This window comes from Pseudomonas sp. 9_2_1 (assembly GCF_059295275.1).
Window position 1 is genome coordinate 580,876 of record NZ_CM181239.1, and the last position, 24,347, is coordinate 605,222.

The 24,347-nt window shown below is 64.5% G+C and carries 29 protein-coding genes and 1 riboswitch; of the genes, 14 read left to right on the forward strand and 15 right to left on the reverse strand.

Translation table 11 applies throughout. From position 1 onward, the window contains the following. Positions 1–93 precede the first annotated feature (93 nt). Positions 94–438: a hypothetical protein gene (locus tag AC5O5I_RS02555; protein WP_172220650.1), complete on the forward strand. Its 345-nt coding sequence runs from the start codon at positions 94–96 to the stop codon at positions 436–438. A 41-nt stretch (positions 439–479) separates the two neighbouring features. On the opposite strand, the gene trxA is transcribed toward AC5O5I_RS02555, so the two are convergent. The 3 genes from trxA to AC5O5I_RS02570 are packed head-to-tail and all read right to left on the reverse strand — an operon-like array spanning position 480 to position 2,495. Further along, positions 480–1,352, reverse strand: a complete 873-nt coding sequence (trxA, locus tag AC5O5I_RS02560) for a thioredoxin (protein ID WP_494512021.1) — start codon at positions 1,350–1,352, stop codon at positions 480–482. 31 nt (positions 1,353–1,383) lie between these two features. Further along, entirely contained in the window at positions 1,384–2,043 is a 660-nt protein-coding gene (locus tag AC5O5I_RS02565) for a class I SAM-dependent methyltransferase (RefSeq protein ID WP_172220570.1), read from the reverse strand. Beyond that, positions 2,043–2,495, reverse strand: a complete 453-nt coding sequence (locus tag AC5O5I_RS02570; RefSeq protein WP_172287054.1) for a YbaY family lipoprotein — start codon at positions 2,493–2,495, stop codon at positions 2,043–2,045. Before AC5O5I_RS02570 ends, AC5O5I_RS02565 begins: the two co-directional genes overlap by 1 nt. Before the next feature lie 106 nt (positions 2,496–2,601). Between AC5O5I_RS02570 and nrdR the strand changes: the two genes are divergently transcribed. The 12 genes from nrdR to AC5O5I_RS02630 all read left to right on the forward strand — a co-directional run bounded on the left by nrdR (position 2,602) and on the right by AC5O5I_RS02630 (position 11,359). After that, a complete protein-coding gene (gene nrdR, locus AC5O5I_RS02575; protein WP_009685710.1) occupies positions 2,602–3,066 on the forward strand; it encodes a transcriptional regulator NrdR in 465 nt (154 codons plus the stop codon). Positions 3,067–3,068: 2 nt separating this feature from the next. Next, positions 3,069–4,199: a bifunctional diaminohydroxyphosphoribosylaminopyrimidine deaminase/5-amino-6-(5-phosphoribosylamino)uracil reductase RibD gene (gene ribD / locus AC5O5I_RS02580; protein WP_494512022.1), complete on the forward strand. Its 1,131-nt coding sequence runs from the start codon at positions 3,069–3,071 to the stop codon at positions 4,197–4,199. 42 nt (positions 4,200–4,241) lie between these two features. Then, a complete protein-coding gene (locus AC5O5I_RS02585) occupies positions 4,242–4,907 on the forward strand; it encodes a riboflavin synthase (RefSeq protein WP_172220561.1) in 666 nt (221 codons plus the stop codon). A gap of 18 nt (positions 4,908–4,925) precedes the next feature. After that, on the forward strand, positions 4,926–6,017 hold the full coding sequence (gene ribBA, locus AC5O5I_RS02590; RefSeq protein WP_172286624.1) for a bifunctional 3,4-dihydroxy-2-butanone-4-phosphate synthase/GTP cyclohydrolase II: 1,092 nt from the start codon (positions 4,926–4,928) through the stop codon (positions 6,015–6,017). Between the two features lie 91 nt (positions 6,018–6,108). Beyond that, positions 6,109–6,585, forward strand: coding sequence for a 6,7-dimethyl-8-ribityllumazine synthase (gene ribH, locus AC5O5I_RS02595; protein ID WP_003255395.1), 477 nt, complete (start codon positions 6,109–6,111; stop codon positions 6,583–6,585). Next, entirely contained in the window at positions 6,582–7,082 is a 501-nt protein-coding gene (gene nusB, locus AC5O5I_RS02600; RefSeq protein ID WP_172220555.1) for a transcription antitermination factor NusB, read from the forward strand. The genes ribH and nusB overlap by 4 nt, the downstream gene beginning before the upstream one ends. Positions 7,083–7,100: 18 nt before the next feature. Next, positions 7,101–8,069 carry a thiamine-phosphate kinase gene (gene thiL, locus AC5O5I_RS02605; RefSeq protein WP_494512023.1) on the forward strand — a complete coding sequence of 323 codons (969 nt, stop codon included), beginning with the start codon at positions 7,101–7,103 and terminating at the stop codon, positions 8,067–8,069. Continuing rightward, positions 8,066–8,569, forward strand: coding sequence for a phosphatidylglycerophosphatase A family protein (locus AC5O5I_RS02610; protein ID WP_003255391.1), 504 nt, complete (start codon positions 8,066–8,068; stop codon positions 8,567–8,569). The genes thiL and AC5O5I_RS02610 overlap by 4 nt, the downstream gene beginning before the upstream one ends. Positions 8,570–8,585: 16 nt before the next feature. Further along, positions 8,586–9,329, forward strand: a complete 744-nt coding sequence (locus AC5O5I_RS02615; protein ID WP_172286626.1) for a substrate-binding periplasmic protein — start codon at positions 8,586–8,588, stop codon at positions 9,327–9,329. Between the two features lie 184 nt (positions 9,330–9,513). Then, the gene (gene ribA, locus AC5O5I_RS02620) at positions 9,514–10,131 is read left to right on the forward strand and encodes a GTP cyclohydrolase II (RefSeq protein ID WP_172232079.1); all 618 of its coding nucleotides are present in this window, start codon (positions 9,514–9,516) and stop codon (positions 10,129–10,131) included. Next, entirely contained in the window at positions 10,128–10,547 is a 420-nt protein-coding gene (locus AC5O5I_RS02625) for an MFS transporter (RefSeq protein WP_172232076.1), read from the forward strand. The genes ribA and AC5O5I_RS02625 overlap by 4 nt, the downstream gene beginning before the upstream one ends. Continuing rightward, on the forward strand, positions 10,547–11,359 hold the full coding sequence (locus AC5O5I_RS02630) for a cobalamin-binding protein (RefSeq protein WP_494512024.1): 813 nt from the start codon (positions 10,547–10,549) through the stop codon (positions 11,357–11,359). Before AC5O5I_RS02625 ends, AC5O5I_RS02630 begins: the two co-directional genes overlap by 1 nt. Here AC5O5I_RS02630 and AC5O5I_RS02635 read toward each other — a convergent pair. The 5 genes from AC5O5I_RS02635 to ribB all read right to left on the reverse strand — a co-directional run bounded on the left by AC5O5I_RS02635 (position 11,337) and on the right by ribB (position 17,335). Next, a complete protein-coding gene (locus tag AC5O5I_RS02635; protein ID WP_494512025.1) occupies positions 11,337–13,208 on the reverse strand; it encodes a TonB-dependent receptor domain-containing protein in 1,872 nt (623 codons plus the stop codon). The genes AC5O5I_RS02630 and AC5O5I_RS02635 overlap by 23 nt on opposite strands. 141 nt (positions 13,209–13,349) lie before the next feature. Beyond that, positions 13,350–15,245, reverse strand: coding sequence for a 1-deoxy-D-xylulose-5-phosphate synthase (dxs, locus tag AC5O5I_RS02640; protein WP_494512026.1), 1,896 nt, complete (start codon positions 15,243–15,245; stop codon positions 13,350–13,352). A 176-nt stretch (positions 15,246–15,421) separates the two neighbouring features. Further along, positions 15,422–16,309 carry a (2E,6E)-farnesyl diphosphate synthase gene (gene ispA / locus AC5O5I_RS02645; RefSeq protein WP_172286629.1) on the reverse strand — a complete coding sequence of 296 codons (888 nt, stop codon included), beginning with the start codon at positions 16,307–16,309 and terminating at the stop codon, positions 15,422–15,424. Then, a complete protein-coding gene (locus AC5O5I_RS02650; protein WP_027594918.1) occupies positions 16,306–16,548 on the reverse strand; it encodes an exodeoxyribonuclease VII small subunit in 243 nt (80 codons plus the stop codon). Before AC5O5I_RS02650 ends, ispA begins: the two co-directional genes overlap by 4 nt. A 136-nt stretch (positions 16,549–16,684) precedes the next feature. Beyond that, complete coding sequence (ribB, locus tag AC5O5I_RS02655; RefSeq protein ID WP_172286630.1) at positions 16,685–17,335, reverse strand: 3,4-dihydroxy-2-butanone-4-phosphate synthase; 651 nt, start codon at positions 17,333–17,335, stop codon at positions 16,685–16,687. Between the two features lie 81 nt (positions 17,336–17,416). Continuing rightward, a riboswitch (FMN riboswitch) is annotated at positions 17,417–17,558 on the reverse strand. 62 nt (positions 17,559–17,620) lie between these two features. Here ribB and AC5O5I_RS02660 point away from each other — a divergent pair. After that, complete coding sequence (locus tag AC5O5I_RS02660; protein WP_372242463.1) at positions 17,621–17,836, forward strand: hypothetical protein; 216 nt, start codon at positions 17,621–17,623, stop codon at positions 17,834–17,836. 445 nt (positions 17,837–18,281) lie between these two features. On the opposite strand, the gene AC5O5I_RS02665 is transcribed toward AC5O5I_RS02660, so the two are convergent. The 7 genes from AC5O5I_RS02665 to AC5O5I_RS02695 all read right to left on the reverse strand — a co-directional run bounded on the left by AC5O5I_RS02665 (position 18,282) and on the right by AC5O5I_RS02695 (position 24,335). Then, on the reverse strand, positions 18,282–18,983 hold the full coding sequence (locus AC5O5I_RS02665) for a LexA family transcriptional regulator (RefSeq protein ID WP_172220549.1): 702 nt from the start codon (positions 18,981–18,983) through the stop codon (positions 18,282–18,284). A 185-nt stretch (positions 18,984–19,168) separates the two neighbouring features. Next, positions 19,169–19,696: an inorganic diphosphatase gene (ppa, locus tag AC5O5I_RS02670; protein WP_016497835.1), complete on the reverse strand. Its 528-nt coding sequence runs from the start codon at positions 19,694–19,696 to the stop codon at positions 19,169–19,171. Between the two features lie 93 nt (positions 19,697–19,789). Continuing rightward, positions 19,790–20,605: a M90 family metallopeptidase gene (locus tag AC5O5I_RS02675; protein WP_494512027.1), complete on the reverse strand. Its 816-nt coding sequence runs from the start codon at positions 20,603–20,605 to the stop codon at positions 19,790–19,792. A 20-nt stretch (positions 20,606–20,625) separates the two neighbouring features. After that, entirely contained in the window at positions 20,626–21,273 is a 648-nt protein-coding gene (locus AC5O5I_RS02680; RefSeq protein ID WP_019472362.1) for a DedA family protein, read from the reverse strand. 276 nt (positions 21,274–21,549) lie between these two features. After that, complete coding sequence (locus AC5O5I_RS02685) at positions 21,550–22,008, reverse strand: GNAT family N-acetyltransferase (RefSeq protein ID WP_172220544.1); 459 nt, start codon at positions 22,006–22,008, stop codon at positions 21,550–21,552. A gap of 108 nt (positions 22,009–22,116) precedes the next feature. After that, positions 22,117–22,932, reverse strand: a complete 816-nt coding sequence (eutC, locus tag AC5O5I_RS02690) for an ethanolamine ammonia-lyase subunit EutC (protein ID WP_494512028.1) — start codon at positions 22,930–22,932, stop codon at positions 22,117–22,119. An 8-nt stretch (positions 22,933–22,940) separates the two neighbouring features. Then, positions 22,941–24,335: an ethanolamine ammonia-lyase subunit EutB gene (locus AC5O5I_RS02695; protein ID WP_494512029.1), complete on the reverse strand. Its 1,395-nt coding sequence runs from the start codon at positions 24,333–24,335 to the stop codon at positions 22,941–22,943. Positions 24,336–24,347 lie beyond the last annotated feature (12 nt).

Here is a 24,347-nt window from a genome sequence, read left to right on the forward strand (position 1 = left end):
TTATAACAAGATTTATTCGCGCCGCCAGTCTGTGTGGCGCAGGTTTCATGTTGGGGTAGCATGGCTGCATTGACCTTGCTCAAGGAACGCATCGTGAGAATTCGTGGACAGATTGGTGAATGGCCGGTGGACCTGACCATCGAGCTGGCGCCTGAAGAGTGGGCGCAACTTGGGCGGCAGGTCGGTGTGCCGGCGGTGGCGCAGGCCGCAGCCCCGGCAGCTGTTGCGGCGGCGCGTTCGGACGACGGGCAGTGGACCGCGGCGCGTGATGTGCTGCGTTTGGCAGGGCAGATGAGCGGGCCGGAATTGCTGGACCGTCTGGAAGGGCTGGCGGGGAGTACGGCGGCAGGCAAGCGGCTGCTGGTGCGCTTGCGGCATAGCAGTGAGGTGAAGGTGGAAAGTGGCGTGGATTCGCCGGTTTATCACTGGGTGGGGTGATGGTTTCAGAATCATGGGGCCGCAAGGCGGCCCCATGATTATCAGAACATCAGCGCCGACAGCTTGCGACGATAAACCCCAACTAACGGGTGATCCCCACCCAGCAACTCGAACACCTGCAGCATCGCCTTCTGCGGCAGCCCGTTCTCATAGCCACGATTACGCTGGAACAGCTTCAGCAGCCCATCCAGCGCCGCTTCGTACTGCTGCCGCGCCAGCTGCTGGATGCTCAACTGGTAAGCCGCTTCGTCATCCTGCGGGTTCTGCGCCAGGCGGCTCTTCAGGTCTGCCACTTCCGGCAGGCTCGCGGCCTGGCGCAGGAAGGTCAGCTGCGCCTTGGCACCGGCCAGTGCTGCCTTGTGCTCATCGGTCTTGACCGCGTCCAGCACCACTTGCGCTTCACCCAGCTCACCACGCTCGGCCAGGCAACGGGCGTACAGGATCAACGCCTCGGCATTGCTGTTGTCTTCACCCAGCAGCACCTGCAACAGCGCTTCGGCCTCGGCAAAACGGCTTTCGGCAAACAACGTCTTGGCCTGTTCCAGCGGCGATGCAGTGGGGGCGGGGGGCAGTTGCACGTGGGGTTCGAGCATGGCGCGAATGGCGGATTCCGGCTGCGCACCGGCAAAACCGTCCACCGGCTGGCCGTCCTTGAACAGCACCACGGTCGGCAGGCTGCGGATGCCGAACTGGGCAACTACCTGTTGCTCCACATCGCAATTGATCTTGGCCAGCAGCAGCTCGCCCTGGTAACCCTCGGCGATCTTCGCCAGCAAGGGCATCAGCGCCTTGCACGGTGCGCACCACTCGGCCCAGAAGTCCACCAGCACCGGCTTGTGGAAGGAGTTCTCGATCACCAGTTGCTGGAAGTTGGCATCGGTGGCGTCGAAAATGTACGGGGTGTCTTGGGTCATCGCGACTCTCGCAAACTCGTGGATGGCACCACTATAAGGTGTCGCGGCTGGCGTGGTACAGGCTGACCCGGCGGAATTCGTGTGGCTCGGCCAGGTCGGGCAGGGTCAGTGCTTCGAGCACGCCCAGTTGCTGGTACTGGGGGTGGCTGAAGTCACGCACCCGCGAGTCGGCCACCAGCGCCTGGCGGCCGCGACCGAGAAAGGCATCGAGCAGCGGCAGGTTGGCGCGGTCGTACAGCACATCGGCTACCAGGATCAGGTCGAAGCGGTCGGCCTCGGCAAAGAAATCGCTGCTGTAAGCCAGTTCCACACCGTTGAGCGCGGCATTCGCACGGCAGGCATCCAGGGCCAGCGGGTCGAGGTCGCAGGCGACCACTTCCAGCGCACCGGCGCGGGCCGCGGCAATGCCAGCGATGCCGGAGCCGGCGCCAAAGTCCAGCACCCGCTTGCCGGCCACCCACTCCGGGCGCTCGGCCAGGTAACGGGCCATGGCCAGGCCACTGGCCCAGCAGAAGCTCCAGTAGGGCGGCTCTTCAAGAATGCGCCGGGTTTCTTCGCTGCTGAAGGCGCGGTCCATGTTCTGGTCATCGATCAGCCACAGCTTCAGGTCACAGCCGGGCAGCTCGCTGACCACCAGCCGCGCTTCGCCGATCAGGCCGCTGAGGGCCTGTTGCAGGGCCAGCGGTGCCACTATGGCGCCTTCTCGAAACGCAGCGGGCCGGTGGCCTGGGTCTGGGCCTGGGTTATGCGCACCGGTGGCAGGTGCATGATCAGCTGGCCGGAGCTGCTGGCGCGGCCACGCAGCTCGACCCGGGCCCCGGCCGGAAAGGCCTCAGGGTTGAAGCGCAGGTGGTAGGGCAGGGCCTGGCCGGTGCCCGTCAGGTTGCTGCTGGCCAGCAGGCGTTGCGGGCGGTCACGTTCGTCGATGACCAGCAAGGCCAGCTCCACGTTGGCGCCGGCCGGGATTTCCAGCAGGGTACCGCTGAGTTCGCGCTGGTAGGCCGGCAACGGGCCCAATACTTCGGCCTGCTTGGCCGACCGGGCGGGGGTGGGTGCTGCGGGGGTATCGGTCTTCGGCCTGTCGCTGCCGCAGGCGGCAAGCAGGGCGGCGCAGCACAGCACGACGAGCGCTCGGTAGTGCATGGGGTAGTCCTTCACGGGCAGATTTCCCTTGGATGTTAACCCCTTTGGCTTGTCTTGCCAGTGGGATGCGCTACCATGGCCCTCCCTTTTTTTGTTGCCTGCCACCATGCACTGTCCCTTTTGCGGTGCCAACGACACCAAGGTCATCGACTCTCGTCTCGTCGCCGAGGGCGAGCAGGTGCGCCGCCGCCGCGAATGCGTGGCCTGTGGCGAGCGCTTCACCACCTTCGAAACTGCCGAGCTGGTGCTACCGCGGCTGATCAAGCAGGACGGCACCCGCCAGCCCTTCGACGAAGACAAACTGCGCGCCGGCATGCAACGGGCACTGGAAAAACGCCCGGTCAGCGTCGAGCGCCTGGAAGCGGCACTGGCGCACATCAAGAGCCGCCTGCGGGCCACCGGCGAGCGCGAAGTCAAATCGCTGGTGGTGGGTGAAATGGTCATGGCCGAGCTGCGCAAGCTCGACGAAGTGGCCTACATCCGCTTTGCCTCCGTCTACCGGCGCTTCCAGGACCTTGACGAGTTCCGCGAAGAAATCGACCGCCTGGCTCGCGAGCCGGCCAAAGAGTGAACATGCCCAGCCAAGCTGCCATCCTCGACGCCCACTACATGGCCCGCGCGCTGGAGCTGGCGCGCAGAGGCCTGTATACCACCCACCCGAATCCGCGCGTAGGCTGCGTGATCGTGCGCGATGGCCAGGTGGTGGGCGAAGGCTGGCACGTGCGCGCCGGCGAGCCGCATGCCGAAGTGCATGCCCTGCGCCAGGCCGGTGAACTTGCCCGCGGCGCCTGCGCCTACGTCACCCTGGAGCCGTGCAGCCATCATGGCCGCACACCGCCGTGCGCCGAGGCGCTGGTCAAGGCCGGCGTGGCGCGGGTCGTTGCAGCCATGCAGGACCCCAACCCGCAGGTGGCGGGGCAGGGCCTGCGGCGCCTGGCCGAGGTCGGCATCGAAGTCGCCAGCGGCGTGCTCGAAGCCGAGGCCCGGGCACTCAATCCGGGCTTCCTCAAGCGTATGGAGCACGGCCTGCCGTTCGTGCGGGCCAAGCTGGCCATGAGCCTGGACGGTCGCACCGCCATGGCCAGTGGTGAAAGCCAGTGGATCACCGGCCCGGCCGCCCGCTCGGCGGTGCAGCGCCTGCGCGCCCGGTCCAGCGTGGTGCTGACCAGCGCCGCCAGCGTGCTGGCCGACAACGCGCGCATGACCGTGCGTGGCACGGAGCTTGGGCTGGACGCCGAAACCACCCGCCTGGCACTTAGCCGCACACCGCTGCGCGTGCTGGTCGATGGCCGCTTGCGCCTGCCACTGGATGCGCCGTTCTTCCAGGCCGGCCCGGCTCTGGTGGTGTGCGCTGTCGCGGATGACCCGCGCTATGCCGCTGCCGGCCACGAACTGCTCAGCCTGCCGGGTGACAATGGCCAGGTTGACTTGCCGGCGCTGCTGCAGGCCCTGGCGAGGCGCGGGGTCAATGAAATCCTGCTGGAAGCCGGTGCCGGCCTGGTCGGTGCCTTTGCCAGGCTGGGCCTGATAGATGAGTACCAGCTGTTCGTCGCCGGCACCTTCCTCGGTTCCCACGCCCGCCCGCTGCTGGACTGGCCGCTGGAGAAGATGAGCGAAGCCCCGCGGCTGAAAATTACCGAAATGCGCGCAGTGGGCGATGACTGGCGGGTCACGGCCATGCCCCTGCCGGCGTCCGGCGTATAATGCCGGGCTTGCCCCGCGCAAACCGTTTTTGAGGAAGACCCCATGTTCACCGGCATCATCGAATCCATCGGCACCATTCGCAGCCTCACCCCCAAGGGCGGTGACGTGCGCGTGCATGTCGCAACCGGCAAGCTCGACCTGGCGGACGTCAAGCTTGGCGACAGCATTGCCGTCAATGGCGTGTGCCTGACTGCGGTCGAACTGCCGGGCGACGGCTTCTGGGCCGACGTCAGCGTCGAAACCCTCAAGCGCACCGCCTTCATCGACCTCAAGAGCGGCAGCAAGGTCAACCTGGAAAAGGCCCTGACCCCCACCACTCGCCTGGGTGGGCACCTGGTCAGCGGCCATGTCGACGGGGTCGGCGAAATCATCTCGCGCAGCGATAACGCGCGCGCCATCCAGTTCCGCGTGCGTGCACCGAAGGAACTGGCCAAGTACATCGCCCACAAGGGTTCGATCACCGTCGACGGCACCAGCCTGACGGTCAATGAGGTCAATGGCGCCGAGTTCGAGCTGACCATTGTCCCGCACACCCTGTCCGAAACCATCATGGCCGACTACCGTGCAGGGCGTCGGGTAAACCTTGAGGTCGACCTGCTGGCCCGTTACCTGGAGCGCTTGCTGCTGGGTGACAAGGCCGCCGAACCGAGCAAGGGCAGTGGCATCACCGAAAGCTTCCTGGCCGCCAATGGCTTCTTGAAATCCTGATTGAGAAGGGGGTGCCGCGTGGCGCTCAACAGCATCGAAGAACTGGTAGAAGACATCCGCCAGGGCAAAATGGTCATCCTCATGGATGACGAAGACCGCGAGAACGAAGGCGACATCATCATGGCAGCCGAATGCTGCCTGCCCGAGCACATCAACTTCATGGCCAAGCACGCCCGTGGCCTGATCTGCATGCCGATGACCCGCGAGCGTTGCGAAACCCTGAAGCTGCCGCTGATGGCGCCGCGCAACGGCTCGGGCTTCGGCACCAAGTTCACCGTGTCGATCGAAGCCGCCGAGGGTGTCACCACCGGCATCTCCGCCGCTGACCGTGCCCGCACCGTGCAGGCCGCCGCCGCCAAGGATGCCAAGGCCGAAGACATCGTCAGCCCTGGCCACATCTTCCCGCTGATGGCCCAGCCAGGTGGCACCCTGGCCCGTGCCGGGCACACCGAGGCAGCCTGCGACCTGGCGCGCATGGCCGGTTTCGAGCCCAGTGGCGTGATCTGCGAAGTGATGAACGACGACGGCACCATGTCGCGTCGCGCCGAGCTGGAAGTGTTCGCCGCCGAGCACGGCCTGAAGATCGGCACCATCGCCGACCTGATCCACTACCGCATGATCCACGAGCGCACCGTGCAGCGCGTTTCCGAGCAACCGGTCGAAAGCGAACTGGGTGAATTCAACCTGGTTACCTACCGCGATGCAGTGGAAGGCGACGTGCACATGGCCCTGACCCTGGGCAAGATCTGCGCCGAAGAGCCAACCCTGGTGCGCGTTCACAACATGGACCCGCTGCGCGACCTGCTGCTGGTCAAGCAGCCGGGCCGCTGGAGCCTGCGTGCGGCCATGGCCGCCGTGGCCGAGGCTGGCAGCGGCGTGGTATTGCTGCTGGGTCACCCGCTGGACGGCGACGTGCTGCTGGCGCACATCCGCGAAAGCGCGGGCGATGTGCCGACCAAGGCACCGACCACCTACAGCACCGTTGGCGCCGGTTCGCAGATCCTGCGCGACCTCGGCGTGCGCAAGATGCGCCTGATGAGTTCGCCGATGAAGTTCAACGCGATATCCGGATTCGATCTGGAAGTTGTAGAATACGTGCCCTCCGAGTGACTTGAGGCGGCATTGACGCCCTCTGCTCGAGTCCAGAACCCTGTCGAGGCCGCTTGTATGCGGCCTCGCTCTTGAAGATGAGAATATCGGAATGACCCTGAAGACCATCGAAGGTACCTTCATCGCCCCCAAAGGTCGCTATGCTTTGGTGGTTGGCCGCTTCAACAGCTTCGTCGTTGAAAGCCTGGTAAGCGGTGCCGTTGATGCCCTGGTACGCCACGGTGTCAGCGAAAGCGACATCACCATCATCCGTGCCCCGGGTGCTTTCGAAATCCCGCTGGTAGCACAGAAAGTCGCCCAGCAAGGCGCCTACGACGCGATCATCGCCCTGGGCGCGGTGATCCGTGGTGGTACCCCGCACTTCGAATACGTGGCGGGCGAATGCACCAAGGGCCTGGCCCAGGTGTCCATGGAGTTCGGTGTACCGGTGGCGTTCGGTGTGCTGACCGTTGACTCCATCGAACAGGCCATCGAGCGTTCCGGCACCAAAGCCGGCAACAAAGGTGCTGAAGCTGCCCTGTCCGCTCTGGAAATGGTCAGCCTGCTGGCGCAGTTGGAGGCCAAGTGATTAGCGACGAAAGCGATCGTTTCAACCCGCGCGATCCAAAACCTGCGGATGCCGGCAAGCCCTCGAAGAGCGCCAAGCGCCGCGAAGCCCGACAGCTCGCGACCCAGGCCCTCTACCAGTGGCACATGGCCAAGCACTCGCTGAACGAGATCGAAGCGCAGTTTCGGGTCGATAACGATTTTACCGATGTCGACGGTGCTTATTTCCGCGAAATCCTGCATGGGGTTCCGGCGTTCAAGAGCGAAATCGACCAGGCACTGGTGCCTTGCATGACCATCGCCCTGGACGAACTCGACCCGGTCGAACTGGCCGTGCTGCGCCTGTCCACCTGGGAACTGATGAAGCGCGTGGACGTGCCGTACCGCGTGGTCATCAACGAAGGCGTGGAACTCGCCAAGGTCTACGGCGCCACTGACGGCCACAAGTTCGTCAATGGTGTGCTGGACAAGCTGGCACCGTCGCTTCGAGAAGCCGAAGTCAAGGCGAACAAGCGCTGATCCAGGCGCTTGCGAACCATGGGTGAGTTCGAGCTGATCAACCATTACTTCGCCGCCGCGCCTTGTGCGCAGGGTGGCGAGGGCGTGGCCCTGGGTATCGGCGACGACTGCGCCTTGCTCAGCCTTCCGCCCGGTGAGCAACTGGCGGTGTCGACCGACACCCTGGTCGCCGGCGTGCATTTTCCCGCTGTCTGCGATCCGCTTCTGCTTGGCCAGCGTTCGTTGGCCGTGGCAGCAAGTGACCTGGCAGCCATGGGCGCGACCGCAATCGGCTTTACCCTCGCCCTGACCCTGCCTGACGTTGGCCCTGACTGGCTGGCGGCCTACGCCGACGGCCTCAGCCGCATGGCCCAGCGTTGCCGCATGAGCCTGATTGGTGGGGACACCACACGTGGCCCGCTGAGTATCACCGTGACCGTGTTCGGCCGTGTACCCGCTGGCCAGGCCCTGCGCCGCAGCGGCGCCCGGCCGGGCGACCTGCTGTGTGTCGGTGGTGTGCTGGGCAAGGCGGCGGGGGCGTTGCCGCTGGTGCTGGGTGAGCGCGAGGCGCCGGCCGAGCAGGCCGAGCCGCTGCTGGCCCACTACTGGTCGCCGATGCCGCAGCTCGCCTTGGGTCGGCTGCTGCGCGGCCGGGCCACGGCGGCGCTGGATATCTCTGATGGCCTGCTCGCGGACTGTGGGCATATTGCCAAGGCGTCCGCTGTCGCACTGCAGGTGAACCTGGCGCAGGTGCCAGTGTCTCCTGCTGTAGAGGCGTTTCTCGGCCGTGAGGCGGCGCTGCAGGCCGCCCTCAGCGGTGGCGATGACTATGTACTGGCTTTCACCTTGCCGCCTGAGGCGCTGGCAGCTCTGGCTGCCTTCGATTGCATCGAGGTGCATACCATTGGTCGTGTGCTCGAAGGGCAGGGTGTGACCTTGCACGACGCCTTGGGCCATGACATCACCCCCGTTCAGCGGGGCTATCAACACTTTAGGGAGACACCGTGACCGATCACCCCAACCAGGTGCCTGCGGAGTTCGTTCCGCCTTCGGTCTGGCGCAACCCGTGGCACTTCATCGCGTTTGGCTTCGGTTCCGGCACCTTGCCCAAGGCGCCGGGCACCTGGGGTTCGCTGGTCGCCATACCGTTCATTCCTTTGTGGCAGATGCTGCCCGACTGGGGCTACTGGCTGCTGCTCGGGGTGAGCATGCTGTTCGGCTTCTGGTTGTGCGGCAAGGTCGCCAATGACTTGCGCGTGCACGATCACGAAGGCATTGTCTGGGACGAGATCGTCGGCATGTGGATCACCCTCTGGCTGGTGCCGGAAGGCTGGCAGTGGTTGCTGGCGGGGTTCCTGATGTTCCGCTTCTTCGACATCCTCAAGCCGTGGCCGATCCGCTGGATCGATCGCCATGTGCATGGCGGCGTCGGCATCATGCTCGACGATATCCTGGCCGGCGTGTTCGCCTGGCTGGGCATGCAGGTTCTGGTGTGGGCGGTTGCCTGAAACAGGGAGCGCGTGAATGGCCATAAGGACTGTGCTGCTGGCGATGCTGCTTGGCTTTGCCCCGTGGGTGATGGCTGCCGACGGCGTGCCGAAGCAGATCCATCTGGTCAGCGAAGAATGGCTCGACTACACCAACGCCGACGGTACCGGGGTGGCCTGGGACGTATTGCGCAAGGTGTTCGAGCCGGCCGGGGTCAAGGTGGTTGCCCAGAGTGCGCCCTATAGCCGTGCAGTCGGGTTGGTGAAACGGGGTGAGGCCGATGCCTGGGTGGGTTCTTACAAGGATGAGAGCGACGACAACCTCTACCCGCGCTGGCACTTCGATCTGGACCACATCTACGCCCTTGGTCTGGCCAGCAAGCCTGTGCCGACCCCGGAAAACGTAGGCAATTACCGCCTGGCCTGGGTGCGTGGCTACGACTATTCCAGCTACTTGCCCAATGCTCATGACTTCCGTGAAATCCAGCGCCGCGAGGGCATTTTGCCAATGCTCGAGCACGATCGCGTGGACTTCTACATCGATGCGCTGACCGAGGTGGACTACGTGCTCAGCCAGGCCCCGCACCCCGAGCGTTTCCGCCGCACCCATGTAGCCGAACTGCCGCTGTACCTGGCCTTCGCCCGCAACGACCGGGCCAGGGCCTTGCGCGATCTGTTCGACAAGCGCATGGCCGAACTTGTGCGCAGTGGCGAGCTGAAGCCGATTTTCGAGCACTGGAAGCAGCCGTATCCGTTCACTGCAGATAGCACACCGCACTGAATCCTGTTCATGTGGCCTGGCGCGGTTCCCACAGGGACTGTGCAAACCCGATTGACCGGGTGCCGGACTCTGCCAAGCATCGAACTTTTCGATCCTGCCCCACGGTATTCAGCCCGCCCATATCCCCCAACCTGCTGATACAATCGGCCCACGAGAAATTTTCAACTTATTCCAGGAGCACAACGTGCCCGTCGTCTTTGTTGCCGCCTCTAAACTCCCGACGCCCTTCGCGACTTTCACCATGCATGGTTTCCTTGAGGAAGCCACCGGCCGTGAGCACGTGGTGCTCAGCCTGGGTGACATCGCGGACGGGCAGCCGGTGCTGGGGCGCCTGCATTCCGAGTGCCTGACCGGCGATGCCCTGTTCAGCCAGCGCTGTGACTGCGGTTCGCAGCTGGAGGCCGCCCTGCAGGCCATTGCCCGCGAAGGCCGTGGCGTGCTGCTGTACCTGCGTCAGGAGGGCCGTGGTATCGGCCTGTTGAACAAGATCCGCGCCTACGAGCTGCAGGATGGCGGCGCCGACACCGTAGAAGCCAACGAGCGCCTGGGCTTTGCCGCTGACCAGCGCGACTACGCCATCTGCCTGCCGATGCTCGAACACCTGGGCGTGAAGGCCCTGCGCCTGATGACCAACAACCCGCGCAAGGTCAAAGCCCTGACCGACATGAACATCGTGGTTGCCGAGCGGGTGCCGCTGCACACCGGTCACAACCCGCACAACCGCTACTACCTGGCGACCAAGGCCGGCAAACTGGGCCACATGCTGGGCAGCGAACACCAGGGCGAGGTGCCCCAGGCGTGACCCGGGCCCAGGTCAAGCGGCGTCTGGCGCTGGCCTGGTGGCAGTACCTGGCGATGGGCCTGGTGCCGCTGCCGGTCATGGCCTGGGCCTTCGGTGGCGGTGATGCGCTGATCCCGCTGCTGGCGATGCCGTTGTTCATCGCCGGTGCGGCGACCATGTTCCTCAGCCTGCCACGCTTCGGTGCCTACAAGCGCGCGCTGATCGCCACTTCCAAAGTGCTCGGCACCAGTGAAGAACCTGCCGCCTGGATAGAACTGGCGCGGGTGCGGCGCCTGGCCATGCTGTATGCCTGCTTCCCGGCCTGGGTCGCAGCGCTGTCGGTGCTGGTTGGCCTGGAGGCGGTGCCACAGATCCTGCTGGCACTGTCGACCGTTGTGGTGCTGTACCTCTATCGCATTCCGCGCCAGCTCGGCTGATGCGCCTGCTGCCTGGCCTGCTGGCGCTGCTGGCCTGCACTGCAATGGCCGGCGAACCGCTGCGGGTCGTCAGCCTGGCACCTTCGATGAGCGAAATCATGCTCGAGCTGCACGCCGACGACCTGCTGGTGGGGGTGCTCGACGGTGGCGAGCGACCGACGGCGCTGCGCGACCTGCCCTCGGTAGGGCGCCAGGGGCAACTGGACATGGAGCGCCTGCTCAGCCTGCGTCCCGACCTGCTGTTGCTGTGGCCAGGCAGCGTGGCGCCCGCCCAGCGCGACCAGCTCAAGCGCTTGGGCATCGCTACTTTCAGTGCTGAACCCCATGGCATCGAGCAGCTGATCGAGCAGATCGAGGCCATCGCCACGCGCGTCGGCCGTGCCGAGCAAGGCAAGAACTACGCTCAAGCCCTGCGTGAGCGGCTGCAGCAACTGCGCAAGCAGTATCGACGGGAAGAACCCTTGCAGGTGTTCTACCAGGTCTGGGACCGGCCGCTGTATACCCTCGGTGGCCGGCAGGTGGTAAGCGATGCCCTGGCCGTGTGCGGGGCGCGCAATGTCTTCGCCGACCTCACGCAACCGGCGCCGCAAGTGAATGTGGAAACGGTGCTGCTGCGCAACCCGCAGGTCATCCTGGCCGGCGACCAGGCGCAACTGGCCAGCTGGAAGGCCTGGCCGCAAATCCGTGCGGTCGCCGATGACCGCTTGCTGGTGGTGCCTGACAAAGGGCTGGAGCGGCCCAGCGGGCAAATGATCGAAGCCACCGCCCGCTTGTGTGCGCTGCTGGCCGCTAGAGCGCCGGCGTCCAGGTGACACTGAACAGCAGCGTGCGGCCTTCTTCACGGTAAGGGTGGTAGGTCCCCTCGTAGCTGTACAGGGCGCGGCTGGAGCTGCGGTCCAGCAGGTTATCCAGCTTGGCTTCCAGTTTCAGCGCATCAGTTGCCGCCCAGCTACCACGCAGGCCCAGCACGCCATAGCCACCGATACGGTTGCGGTTGGCCTCATCGTCATAGCTGCTGCTGACCGCCTGCCAGCTGCCGCCAATGCTGAAGCGCCCGAATTCACGGTCCAGGTCCAGGCTCAAGGTGCGTCGCGCGCGGCGGGCCAGGGTGTGGCCGGTATCGCGATCGCGTGGGTCGATCAGCGCCAGGCCAAGCTGGCTGTGCCAGGCGCCCCATTGCTGGTTGAGCGCCATTTCCAGGCCGTTGATGCGTGCCGAGGCGACGTTGCGGGGGATCGAGTCCAGGCCAAAGATGATCGCGTCGCGCAGGTCGGTGCGGTAAAGCGAAGTCTCCAGGCGGCTGTCGCCAGTCAGCTGGCTGCGCCATTGCAGCTCGTAGCTGCGGGAGTGCTCGGGGTCCAGGTCCGGGTTGCTGAACTGCGGGTAATACAGGTCGTTGAACGTCGGCGCGCGGAAGCCCTCACTGTAGGACAGCAGCACATCGTTCTGCGCGTTCAGCGGGACGGTGACGCTGCCGCTCCAGGTGGTCTGGCCGCCAAACTGCTGGTTGCGGTCATGGCGCACGCCCAGTTCGGTGGAAAACCGTTCGCCCTGGTAGCGGTGCTGGGCGAATACGGCACGGTTCCAGCGGCTGTCCTGGGTGAAGTCGGTGCTGCCATGTACGCGGTCCTGGTACCAGTCAGCGCCGATCAGCAGCGTGTGTTGCTGCCCCAGGGCCAGGTCGTTCTGCCAGGTGGCCTGGTCCCGATAGGTATTGAACACGAAGCGTTCGGCGCTGAGTTTGTCGCGCTTGTCATCGCGGTTTTCGCTGTGGGCAAGTTCCAGGCGTGAGTGCCAGGCATCGCTGAGCTGGGCGTCGAAGTAGCTGCCCAGGCTACTCACACTGAAGTCGGTGTACGGCTGTTGGCCAAAGCTCTCGAAGGTGATCGGGTCGAAGCCGCCGAACGGGTTGTCGTATTCGCTGCGGCCGCGGCTGTCGAGCAGGTTCAGGCCTGCCTCGAAGCGCTCGCCGAAGGTGTGGCTCAGGCTCAGGTTGAAGGCCTTGTTGCGGTAGGCGTCATGGTCGCCATCGCTGGCGAAGGACGGCCCTGTGGCATCGATGCCTGCAGTCTCGTCCAGGCTGGCGCCCAGGTTGAAACGGGTGGCGTCGTTGCCGCCAGAAAGCCCCAGGCTGCGCTGGAATGTCTGGTTGCTGCCGGCCGCCAGGCGCAGGCGTGGCTGCAGGCCGGGGCCGTTGCTGCGTCGGGTGAAGATCTGGATGACCCCGCCAATTGCGTCGCTGCCGTACACCGCCGAGCGCGAGCCGCGCAGCACTTCTACCCGCTCGATCTGGTCAACGTCGAGAAACTGCAGGCCGCTGTCGCCCGAGGTGGCGTTGGCGATGCGCACGCCATCGACCAGTACCAGGCTTTGTGCGGCCTTGGTGCCGCGGATGAAGATGCCTGGCAGGCTGCCACGGCCACCGGTGGGGGCCACCTGGACGCCGGGTACGCGGCTGAGCAGGTCGGTGACGCTGCTGGGCTGCAGGCGGTCGATGTCGGTGCGGGTGAAGACGGTGTTGGCGGCACTGGTAGCGGTGCGCGATTCGACCTGGCGGCTGGCGCTGATCAGCACGTCGGGGAGCTTGAGGGCGTCGTCGCGTTCGGCGGCCAATAGCGGCAGGGGGAGGCAGAGCAGGGTGGCAAAGGTTGGGGATTTCATGGGCAGTACCATTTTACGAGGGCTGCGCCCTCGATCGCGACACAAGGCCGCTCCTACAGGTATTGCGAAGGCCGGGAGAGCGGCGCGGTCTCTGTAGGAGCGGCCTTGTGTCGCGAAAGGGCCGCAAAGCGGCCCCAGGGATTACAGGCCGAGCTTGGCCATCCGAGCTTTGACAGCAGCCTCGATGCCGGCCGCATCCAGCCCACACTCGGCCAGCATCTGCGCAGGCTTGGCGTGCTCGACATAGATATCCGGCAGCCCCAGGTGCAGCAGCGGCTTGAGCACCGCCTGGCTGGCCAGGAACTCTCCCACCGCCGCACCGGCACCGCCCATGATGGCGTTTTCTTCGATGGTCACCAGCAGTTCATGGCTGGCAGCCAGTTCCAGCACCAGGGCCTCGTCCAGCGGCTTGACGAAGCGCATGTCGACCACCGTGGCGTTGATCTGCGCAGCTACCTGCATGGCCTCGGCCAGTTGCACGCCAAACACCAGCAGGGCGACTTTTTCGCCTTGCCGGCGGACCACGCCCTTGCCGATTTCCAGTGGTTCGAGGTCACCGCTGATCGGCGCATTCGGGCCGGTACCGCGCGGGTAGCGCACCGCTGCCGGGCCGTTGTACAGGTGGCCGGTGCTGAGCATCTTGCGCAACTCGTTTTCGTCGCTTGGGGTCATCACCAGCATGCCGGGGATGCAGCGCAGGTACGACAGGTCATAGCTGCCCGCATGGGTCGGGCCGTCTTCGCCCACCAGGCCGGCGCGGTCGATGGCGAACAGCACGTCGAGGTTCTGCACCGCCACGTCGTGAATCAGCTGGTCGTAAGCGCGCTGCAGGAAGGTCGAGTAGATCGCCACCACCGGCTTGCTGCCCTCGCAGGCCATGCCGGCGGCCAGGGTCACCGCGTGCTGTTCGGCAATCGCCACGTCGAAGTAGCGCTCAGGGTAACGCTCGCTGAAGTCGACCAGGTCGGAGCCTTCCTTCATCGCCGGGGTAATGCCTACCAGACGCTTGTCGGCGGCGGCCATGTCGCACAGCCACTGGCCGAACACGGCGGAGTACTTCGGGCCGCTGGCTTTCTTGGGCGCGGCAGGTTTGTCGGCCGGCTCCAGCTTGGTGATGGCGTGGTAGCCAATCGGGTCGACCTCGGCCGGGGCGAAACCCTTGCCTTTCTTGGTCACCACATGCAGGAACTGCGGGCCCTTGAGGTCACGCATGTTGCGCAAGGTGGCGATCATGGTCGGCAGGTCGTGGCCGTCGATCGGGCCAATGTAGTTCCAGCCCAGCTCTTCGAACAGCGTGCCCGGCACCAGCATGCCCTTGGCATACTCCTCGGTGCGGCGGGCGATTTCCCAGGCACCCGGCAGGCGCGACAGCACTTTCTTGCTGCCTTCGCGCATGCTCGCGTAGGTGCGGCTGGAAAGAATCTTGGCCAGGTAATTGGACAGGCCGCCGACATTGCGCGAAATCGACATGTCGTTGTCGTTGAGGATCACCAGCATGTCGGCGTTGACTTCCTGGGCGTGGTTCAACGCCTCGAAGGCCATGCCGGCAGTCAGCGCGCCATCACCGATCACCGCAATCGACTTGCGTGCGCTGTTCTGCAGGCGGGCGGCAATGGCCATGCCCAGCGCGGCACTGATCGAGGTGCTGGAGTGGCCGACGCCAAAGGTGTCGTACTCGCTTTCGCTGCGGCGCGGGAAGGCGGCGATGCCGTCCTTCTGGCGCAGGCTGAGCATGCGGTTGCGGCGCCCGGTGAGGATCTTGTGCGGGTAGGCCTGGTGGCCCACGTCCCACACCAGCCGGTCGTCCGGGGTGTCGAAAACGTAGTGCAGGGCGATGGTCAGCTCGATCACGCCCAGACCGGCACCAAAATGCCCACCGGTCTGACCCACGGTGTAGAGCAGTTCCTGGCGCAATTCGTCGGCCAGGGTCTCCAGGTCGGCTTCGGCCAGCCGGCGCAGGCCGGCAGGCGTGTCAGCGCGGTCGAGCAACGGCGTGACCGGGCGTTCGCGGGGGATCTCTTGAAACGTCGTGGGCATCAGGCGAGTCGTTATAGGTTTGAAGTGGCGGCAGTTTACCCCATTGTGGGAAAAGTGCCCATTCGACCACGGGTTGCGGGGCCCCTGGTGGGCGCAGCTTTACCTGTGAATGCGGCGCTGGATCAACAATCGCATTCGCGGGTAAACCTCGCTCCTACAAGGATTGATGTAGCAGCTTAGTTGCGGCGTTCGACGATGTAACGCGCCAGCGCCCGCAGCGGCTCGGCGTTTTCGCCGAAGCCTTGCAGTGCGAGCAACGCCTGGTCGCGCAGTTCTATCGCATAGGCCTTGGCCGCTTCCAGGCCGAGCAGGGCCGGGTAGGTCGGTTTGTCACGGGCTATGTCAGCGCCTTGGCGCTTGCCCAGGGTGGCGGTGTCGCTTTCCACGTCGAGGATATCGTCCTGCACCTGGAACGCCAGCCCGATGGCCTGTGCATACGTCTGCAGCGCATCCAGCTGCGCCGGTTCGGCGCGGGCACTGGCCAGGGCGCCCAGGCGCACGCTGGCTTCGATCAGTGCACCGGTCTTGTGCCGGTGCATGAATTCCAGCGCCTGCTGGTCCAGTTTCAGGCCAACCGAGCCCAGGTCGATGGCCTGGCCGCCGACCATGCCGGCCGGGCCGGCAGCCTTGGCCAGGGTCTGCACCATGGCCAGGCGGATGCTGTCGGCCTGCGGGCTCAAACCCGGGTCGAGCAGGGCGGCGAAGGCCAGGCTTTGCAAGCCGTCGCCAGCGAGGATGGCGCAGGCTTCGTCGAATGCTTTGTGGGTAGTTGGCTGGCCACGGCGCAGGTCATCGTCGTCCATGGCCGGCAGGTCATCATGTACCAGCGAGTAGGCGTGGATCAGCTCGACAGCGCAGGCAGCGCCGTTGGCTTGTTCGGCCGGGGCACCCAGCGCTTCGCAGGCCGCGTAGGCCAGCAACGGGCGTACCCGCTTGCCGCCGTTCATCACGCTGTAGCGCATGGCGGCGTAAAGGCGTTGCAGTTCATCGGTAGGCGCGACGAACAGCGGCTCGAGGGCTGCGTCGACACGCGCCTGGCAGTTGGCCTGGTAGGTGCCAATCATGCTTCCGGCTCCGCATCGAAAGGCTGCGCGGCCAGTTCGCCATCGCGCTCCAGCAGAATCTGCACCTTCTGCTCGGCCTGCGCCAGGGCGCCTTGGCAGTCCCGAGTCAGGGCGATGCCTTGCTCGAAGGCGGCCAGCGAGTCTTCCAGCGACAATTCGCCGTTCTCCAGGCGCTCGACCAATGCTTGCAGGTCTGCGAGGGATTGCTCGAAATCGAGGGAGGCTTTTTTGCGGGCCATGGCGACTGTCTCGGTAGCTGGTCAGAACGGCGCGACACTAGCAGAGCGGGGCGGGGGGAGCAAACTTCAGGGGTAATGAGGCTGGTTTCAAGGCCCCATTCGCGGGCTTGCCCGCGAATGGACCCAGTGTGGACTATCAGGCAGGCTCGGCTTCCAGCTCCACCATCGCTTCCCGGTAGCGCGCCAGTTCCTCGATGGTCAGCACCGGCAGATTGTATTGCCGCGCGTACACTGCCACCTGCTCGCCGCGGGCCATGCTGCCATCGGGGTTCATCAGCTCGCACAGCACCGCCGCCGGACGCAGGCCGGCCAGGCGTGCCAGGTCCACCGAGCCCTCGGTGTGGCCACGGCGGGTAAGCACCCCGCCATTGCGGGCGCGCAGCGGGAATACATGCCCCGGGCTGACAATGTGGCGCTGTTCGGCAGTGGAGCGCAGTGCCGCAGCAATGGTGGTAATGCGGTCCTGGGCCGAAACGCCGGTAGTGATGCCTTCTGCCGCCTCGATAGTGACGGTGAAGCCAGTGCCATGCCGGGCCTGGTTGTTCTGCACCATCGGCGCCAGCTGCAGCTCGTCGACGGTTGCCTCGTCCAGGCACAGGCAGACGATGCCGCTGCAATCGCGAATCATCATGGCCATGGTCTGCAACGAAATGTTCTCGGCGGCGGCAATGATGTCCGCTTCGTCCTCGCGGTCGTCATCGTCGAGCAGCAGCACAGGGCGCCCGGCCTTGAAGGCAGCGATGGCGGCAGTAACGTTGGGGTATTGCGGGTGGTAGCGGGTGGACATGAAACGCTCCTCGTGAATGATCGATGAACGTCTCGGGGCGAACAAAATGCGCGCGCAGGGGCGCCCGAAATGGCCCCTGCCTGACGCCTTCTTTCATCCGGACTATGACCGTCGGCTCTGGAGTCGCACCAGATCTGCTGACCCCCGGCATGGCCGGGGCGCTCGCGGGCTCATCTTTCGATTTACCGCCGGTGGGGACTTGCACCCCGCCCTGAAGACCGGCCAAGCATACAGCACAGGGCCACCCCACTGGCAACCCGCGGTTCTACGACCTTCGGCGCAATCGTGCCGCTACGTAGGCTGCAGATCGATCGGCGCCACGGCGGCCACCCTTGGCCGCATGCGATGCTGTCGTACCCGGTGACTTCGAAGCTGACGGCTACGTTCAACGTCAACAACCTGTTTGACCGGGACTACCTGTCGCGGGTGGGATCGACCTCGACGTTCAACTTCTATGGGCCTTCGCGGAGCATGATGGTTGGGGCGCGGTATGAGTTCTGATGGGGATGGGGCGGGTAGGTGCATGTCGGGAGATTTGCTGCGCCTGTGACAAGCGCCGCCCGCGCGGCGCTTCGCGGAACAAGCCCGCTTACACATTTGTTTCGGACCAGTTACTCCTGAAGCCGAAGCACTCGGCCGCTTGGGGCCCGCCATGATATCGAGTTGGTGGGCGCTGACCGGGAGGGTTTTGCCAGCGCCGCGAATTTTCTGCGGGCATTAAAAAGCCGGCTTGTGGCCGGCTTCTCGGGGACGGCTCCGACTAATTTATGGTAAGTCGCAACCGCCTTAACTGTGTGGCCATCAAGGGCCTGAAAGAGATGGCAGATAACCGTGTGGGATATTGCCGAGCCCTCTGGACTGCGGCTTGCGCCGGTCGGGGCTGAATGTGCGGCGTAGCATACAAGGGCTCGCGCGGTCTGCCCAGCAAAAAATGGCACAGGGTGTTTCAGCCGGGCCGTTGCTGGCGGAAATGCGACCAGTGGAACACCCAGCCGATGATTTCCAGCCTCTGGGCCTGACGCTGCGCGGCGGTGTAGCGTTCGGCCGCGTAGTTGTGCCGGTCATGGCTGTGCAGGTAAAGCGTGCCGTGCTGGCCGAGGCTGAGGTAGTTCACCCTCAGCGTGCCGTTGTGCAACAAGGCATAGGTTTCGCCTTCGACCACCTGGGTCATGCCCAGATCGATGGCCAGGGTAGCGTCCAGTGGAATCAGCGGGGCCATGTTGCTGGCCGGCATCGCCAGGCAGACGGCGTTGCGAGGGCGTACACCCAGCTCTTTCAGGGCTTTTGCTGGCAGGCGCAGGTGTTGTCCGGCAGCTGGCGAAAGCAGGCCGTTACGTACCTCGTGGTAGGGCACATTCAGTACCCGGCCGCGATGCACCGACAAGGGGCTTGGGGTGTTGGCGGGTGCCGGGCGGGGCGGAAAGTTGCGCAGGATCGGGTTGGGGTGTTTGGGCCCTTCGCCCGTGCGCAGCCAGCGACGATGCACACAGAACAAATCGGCCAGTTCGTCCAGCCGGGCCAGGGGGACGCCGCGTTTTAACCAGTTGTTGACGTGCTGTGGTGTGACGCTGCGCTGGGCAGCGAAATCAGAAGAGGTCAGGCCACATTCGTGAAGAAGGGCTTTGAGGCGGTCGCCGGAAGTGTTCATGGCCGCGAGTGTAGCGGCGGGTTGCCAGTAAGGATATGAACCGAGTGTTGACGGAAATTGTACGAAAAGGGCCCGTTTGTAGGGCGTTGGTGTAGGACTGCGTAAGATTTATTACCGCCAGTCTCCGCACCCTCCATCCGGACAAAAAAAACCCCGCCGAGGCGGGGTTTTTTGCACAACCGGTATCAGCCTTTGTAGGCAGCAACCGATTTGGTGATCGCAGCACGGGCGGCGTCGGCGCCGTCCCAGCCTTCGATCTTGACCCACTTGCCTTTCTCGAGATCTTTGTAGTTGGCAAAGAAGTGCTCGATCTGCTGGATCAGCAGGGCTGGCAGGTCGGTGTATTCCTTCACGTCGACGTACAGCTGCGACAGCTTGTCGTGCGGTACAGCGATGACCTTGGCGTCGCCGCCGCCGTCGTCGGTCATGTTCAGGATGCCGACCGGACGGGCGCGGATAACCGAGCCTGGGGCTACCGGGTAAGGGGTAACCACCAGCACGTCCAGCGGGTCACCGTCGTCAGCCAGGGTGTTCGGGATGAAGCCGTAGTTGGCTGGGTAGAACATCGGGGTGGCCATGAAACGGTCGACGAACAGGGTGTCGCTGTCCTTGTCGATCTCGTATTTGATCGGCGCGTGGTTGGCCGGGATCTCGATGGCGACGTAGATGTCGTTCGGCAGGTCTTTGCCCGCCGGAATCTTGCTGTAGCTCATTGGGCAGTGCCCCCGTGTTTGACCAAAAAAGTGGCGGCGATTATAGGCACATTCTGCCGCTGCATGCCACGCCTGGCCTGATGTGTGGCCGCGTCAGGCGTGGCTTTCGCGGTAGTCGGGGTGTTCGGCCTGGAGCCGGCTCAGGCGCGCCAGCGGGTCCTGGCGGTAGAACAGCGACAGCTGATGGTAGACCCGTGGATACGCCTGCTGCAGCAGGTCGGGGGCACTGAAGAAGTATTCGCTGGTAACGGCAAAGAACTCTGCCGGGTTTTCGGCGGCATACGGGTCGATGGCGGTTTCGGCGTCGGGGTCGTTGTCCAGCTGGCGGTTGAGGTCGTCGTAGGCCTGTTGCATGGCGTGCGCCCATTCATCCACAGGCATGCCGCTGTGCAGCGGCGGCAGGCCATTGGCATCGCCGTTGAGCATGTCCAGCTTGTGCGCCAGTTCGTGGATGACCAGGTTGTAGGCTTCCCAGCCGCCGCTGGCCAGCACGCCGTTCCAGGCGAGGATGATCGGGCCCTGTTGCCAGGCCTCGCCGCTGTGCTCGCCATCCCAGACGTGCTCCACGCCGCTGGCGTCGCGGTGGCGCTGGGGGCTTTTGAAGTCGTCGGGGTAAAGGATGATTTCGTGAAAACCCTGATACCAGTTCAGGTCGCCCAGGTGCAGCAACGGTAACTGGGCCTGGGCGGCCAGGAACAGCCGTTGCTCATCGTCCGGCTCGACGCCTGGCAGGCAGGTGAGGTGTTTTTCGAGCAGGAAAAGGATGCAGGCTTCGCGCAGCCAGTGGTCTTCTTCGTCACTGATGCCGTCCAGCATCGGCAGGCGCGCGCGCACGGCCTGCCATTGCTGGGGGGCGATGGGGTAGCGCGCCAGGGTGCGCTTGCGCCGCCAGGCGCTGAATGACCACATGACTGCTGTGCTTCGAGCGTTCAGTGAGCCTTGGCCGCACGGCCCAGGCGGCCACGCAGCAGGCCGAGGATCATTGGCACCAGCGACAGGACGATGATGCCCACCACCATCAGCGACAGGTGCTGCTTGATGAACGGCACGTTGCCGAAGAAGTAACCCAGGGTGACCAGGCCGCCGACCCACAGCAGCGAACCGGCGACGCTGAAGCCGAGGAAGCGGGGGTAATGCATGTGGGCAATACCGGCAACAAACGGGGCGAAGGTGCGCAGGATGGGCAGGAAGCGCGCCAGGGTCACGGTTTTACCACCATGGCGTTCATAGAACTCGTGGGTGCGCTGCAGGTAGTCGCGGCGGAAGATTTTCGAGTTGGGGTTATTGAACAACCGCTCGCCGGCCGTTCGGCCGATCACGTAATTGGTGCTGTCGCCCAGGATTGCCGCTGCCATCAGCAGGCCAGCCAGCAGTACCGGGTCCATGCCGCCGCCCGCAGCTACGGCGCCGGCGATGAACAACAACGAATCGCCCGGCAGGAACGGCATGACCACCAGCCCGGTTTCACAGAAGATCACGGTGAACAGGATGGCGTAGATCCATGGACCGTAATTGGTGACCAGCAGATCGAGGTAGGCATCGAGATGCAGGATAAGGTCCAGCGGGTTGAAATCCATGTACAGCACCTGTGTTCTTGGGCGTAGGCTCGGTTACCTGGCGATGGGTAAATTTTCACACATGACAGGTGGGGCATTATACGGCGAAGTGAAGAACATGCCCGGGGAGTTTGTAGCGGGGGGTTACGGTAGGGAGTTTGTGGGTCAACACAGAGCAGCTGTAGGAGCAGCCTTGCGCTGCGAAGAGGCCAGTAAGGCCACATGCAATCATTTGCCGTACCGGCCCTTTCGCAGCGCAAGGCTGCTCCTACAAATGCGCTGCCCTGTTTTGAGAGGTCAATCCTGACTGATCGGCAGGATGTAGTTCTCGAACTCGGTGTCCTTGCGAAAGCCAATGGATTCATAGGTCTTGCGGGCTGCCTCGTTACCGGCACTGGTTGAGACCCGCAGGCGTACCGCGTTGGTGTCCTTGGCCATCTTCTTCGCCTCGCGCATCAGGTGGTCGGCCACCAGCATGCGCCGCGAATCCTCGGCCACGTAGATATCGTTGAGAATCCATACCCGCTTCAGCGACAGCGATGAGTAGCTCGGGTAAAGCTGGCAGAAGCCCAGCAGCTTGCTGTCGTCGTCTTCCGGCAGCGCCAGATAGATCACCGATTCATCCCGTTTCAGGCGCTTTTCCAGGAAGCTGCGCGAACTGTCGGGGTAGGGCAGCTGCCCATAGAACTCACGGTATTTGACGAACAACGGCGTGAGCAGGTCGAGGTGTTCCAGGGTTGCCTTGATGATGCGCATGTGCGGCCCTCAGAGTCCATTTGGGGAAACAGCGGAATGCCAGCAGCTTTCAAGGGCATGCTGCCCAATGCGCGTCACAAGTGCAATCCGCCTTCCGTTACATGTTTTTTACCCTTTGCCGAGCAGGAAGTTGCCTTTCTGGTTGCCAGCGTTGTCACTCTCCAGGCTATGGACCTCGGCTTCGTCCTTCAGATTCACCCCGGAAAGCTGGCGCCGACAGGCTTCGCGCATCAGGTACAGCAGGCGGTGCGCCGCCATGCCATAGCTCAGGCCCTCCAGGCGCACGTTGGAGATGCAGTTACGGTAGGCATCGGTCAGGCCTACCTTGGGCGCGTAGGTAAAGTACAGGCCAAGGCTATCGGGCGAGCTGAGCCCCGGGCGCTCGCCGATCAGCATCACGGTCATCCGTGCGCCCAGCAATTCGCCCACCAGATCGGCGACTGCTACCCGGCCCTGTTCTACCAGCACCACCGGCGCACAGGTCCAGCCATCGGCGGCGGCTTGCTCCTCGAAACGGGTCAGGAACGGCAGGGTGTGGCGATGAACGGCCAAGGCCGACAGGCCATCGGCGACCACGATGGCCAGGTCGACGCCACCGGGGTTGGCCTGGGCGTGCTGGCGCAGCGTGCTGATCGAATCGTCATTCAGGCGCCTGCCCAGGTCCGGGCGCTGCAGGTACTGGTGGCGGTCGCTCGCGGCGCTGTGCAGCACCAGGCTGTCGCGGCCCTTTTCTTTCAACTGAGTGGCCAGGCCAGCATGGTCGAAGGCCAGGTGCACGGCGTCGCGGGCCTGGGCATGGGCGAACTGGAAATCCAGCTGCGCCCCGGTCGGCAGGCTGGTGCCGGCACGGCCCAGGGCGATGCGCGCCGGGGTCAGGGTGCGCAAGGCCAGCCAGGGGTTGTCAGGGGTAGGCGTGCGGTTCATGGTCATCCCTATGCAAGCTGGGCCAAGGCCTGGCGGAAAGCCGGCGGCAGGTTGTCACCAAAGCGCACCCGGCCGTCGGCCTGGGTGAAGATGCCGGTATGAGCCAACCATGCCTCGAACTCCGGCCCGGGCTTCAGGCCCAGGGTCTGGCGCGCGTAAAGCGCGTCATGGAACGAGGTGGTCTGGTAATTGAGCATGATGTCGTCAGAGCCGGGTATGCCCATGATGAAGTTGATCCCGGCCACACCCAGCAGGGTCAGCAGGGTGTCCATGTCGTCCTGGTCGGCTTCGGCGTGGTTGGTGTAGCAGATGTCGCAGCCCATCGGTACGCCCAGCAGCTTGCCGCAGAAGTGGTCTTCGAGGCCGGCGCGAATGATCTGCTTGCCGTTGTACAGGTATTCCGGGCCGATGAAGCCGACCACGGTGTTGACCAGAAACGGCTTGAAATGGCGGGCTACGGCATAGGCGCGGGTTTCACAGGTTTGCTGGTCGACGCCATGGTGGGCGTTGGCCGACAAGGCGCTGCCCTGGCCTGTTTCGAAATACATCAGGTTCTGCCCGACGGTGCCGCGCTTCAGCGACAGCCCAGCCTCGTAGCCCTCCTGCAATACGTTCAGATTGATGCCAAACCCGGCGTTGGCTGCCTCGGTGCCGGCAATGGACTGGAACACCAGGTCCAGCGGCACGCCACGGTTGATGGCTTCGATCGAGGTGGTGACGTGGGTCAGCACGCAGGCCTGGGTGGGAATGTCGTAGCGCTGGATGATTGCATCGAGCATTTCCAGCAGGGCACAGATCGAGGCGATGCTGTCGGTGGCCGGGTTGATGCCGATCATGGCGTCGCCGTTGCCGTACAGCAGGCCGTCGAGAATGCTGGCGGCGATACCGGCTGGCTCATCGGTCGGGTGATTCGGCTGCAGCCGGGTCGACAGGCGCCCGCGCAGGCCCATGGTGCCGCGGAACCGGGTGACCACGCGGATTTTCTGCGCCACCAGCACCAGGTCCTGCACGCGCATGATCTTCGACACGGCGGCAGCCATTTCCGGCGTCAGCCCGGGCGCCAGGGCGCGCAGGCTGTCTTCGTTGGCCTCTTCGCCCAGCAACCAGTCGCGCAGGCCGCCCACGGTCAGGTGGCTTACCGGGCCGAAGGCCTGGGCGTCGTGGGTGTCGATGATAAGGCGGGTAACTTCGTCCTGTTCGTAAGGGATCAGCGCCTCATTCAGGAAATGCGTCAGCGGGATATTGGCCAGGGCCATCTGCGCGGCGACCCGTTCGCCGTCGTTGCTGGCAGCAACCCCCGCCAGGAAGTCACCCGAGCGTGCGGGGCTGGCCTTGGCCAATACTTCCTTGAGGCTGTCGAAGCGGTAGACCATGTTGCCTACCGTGTGTACGAAACTTGCCATACAGAATCTCCA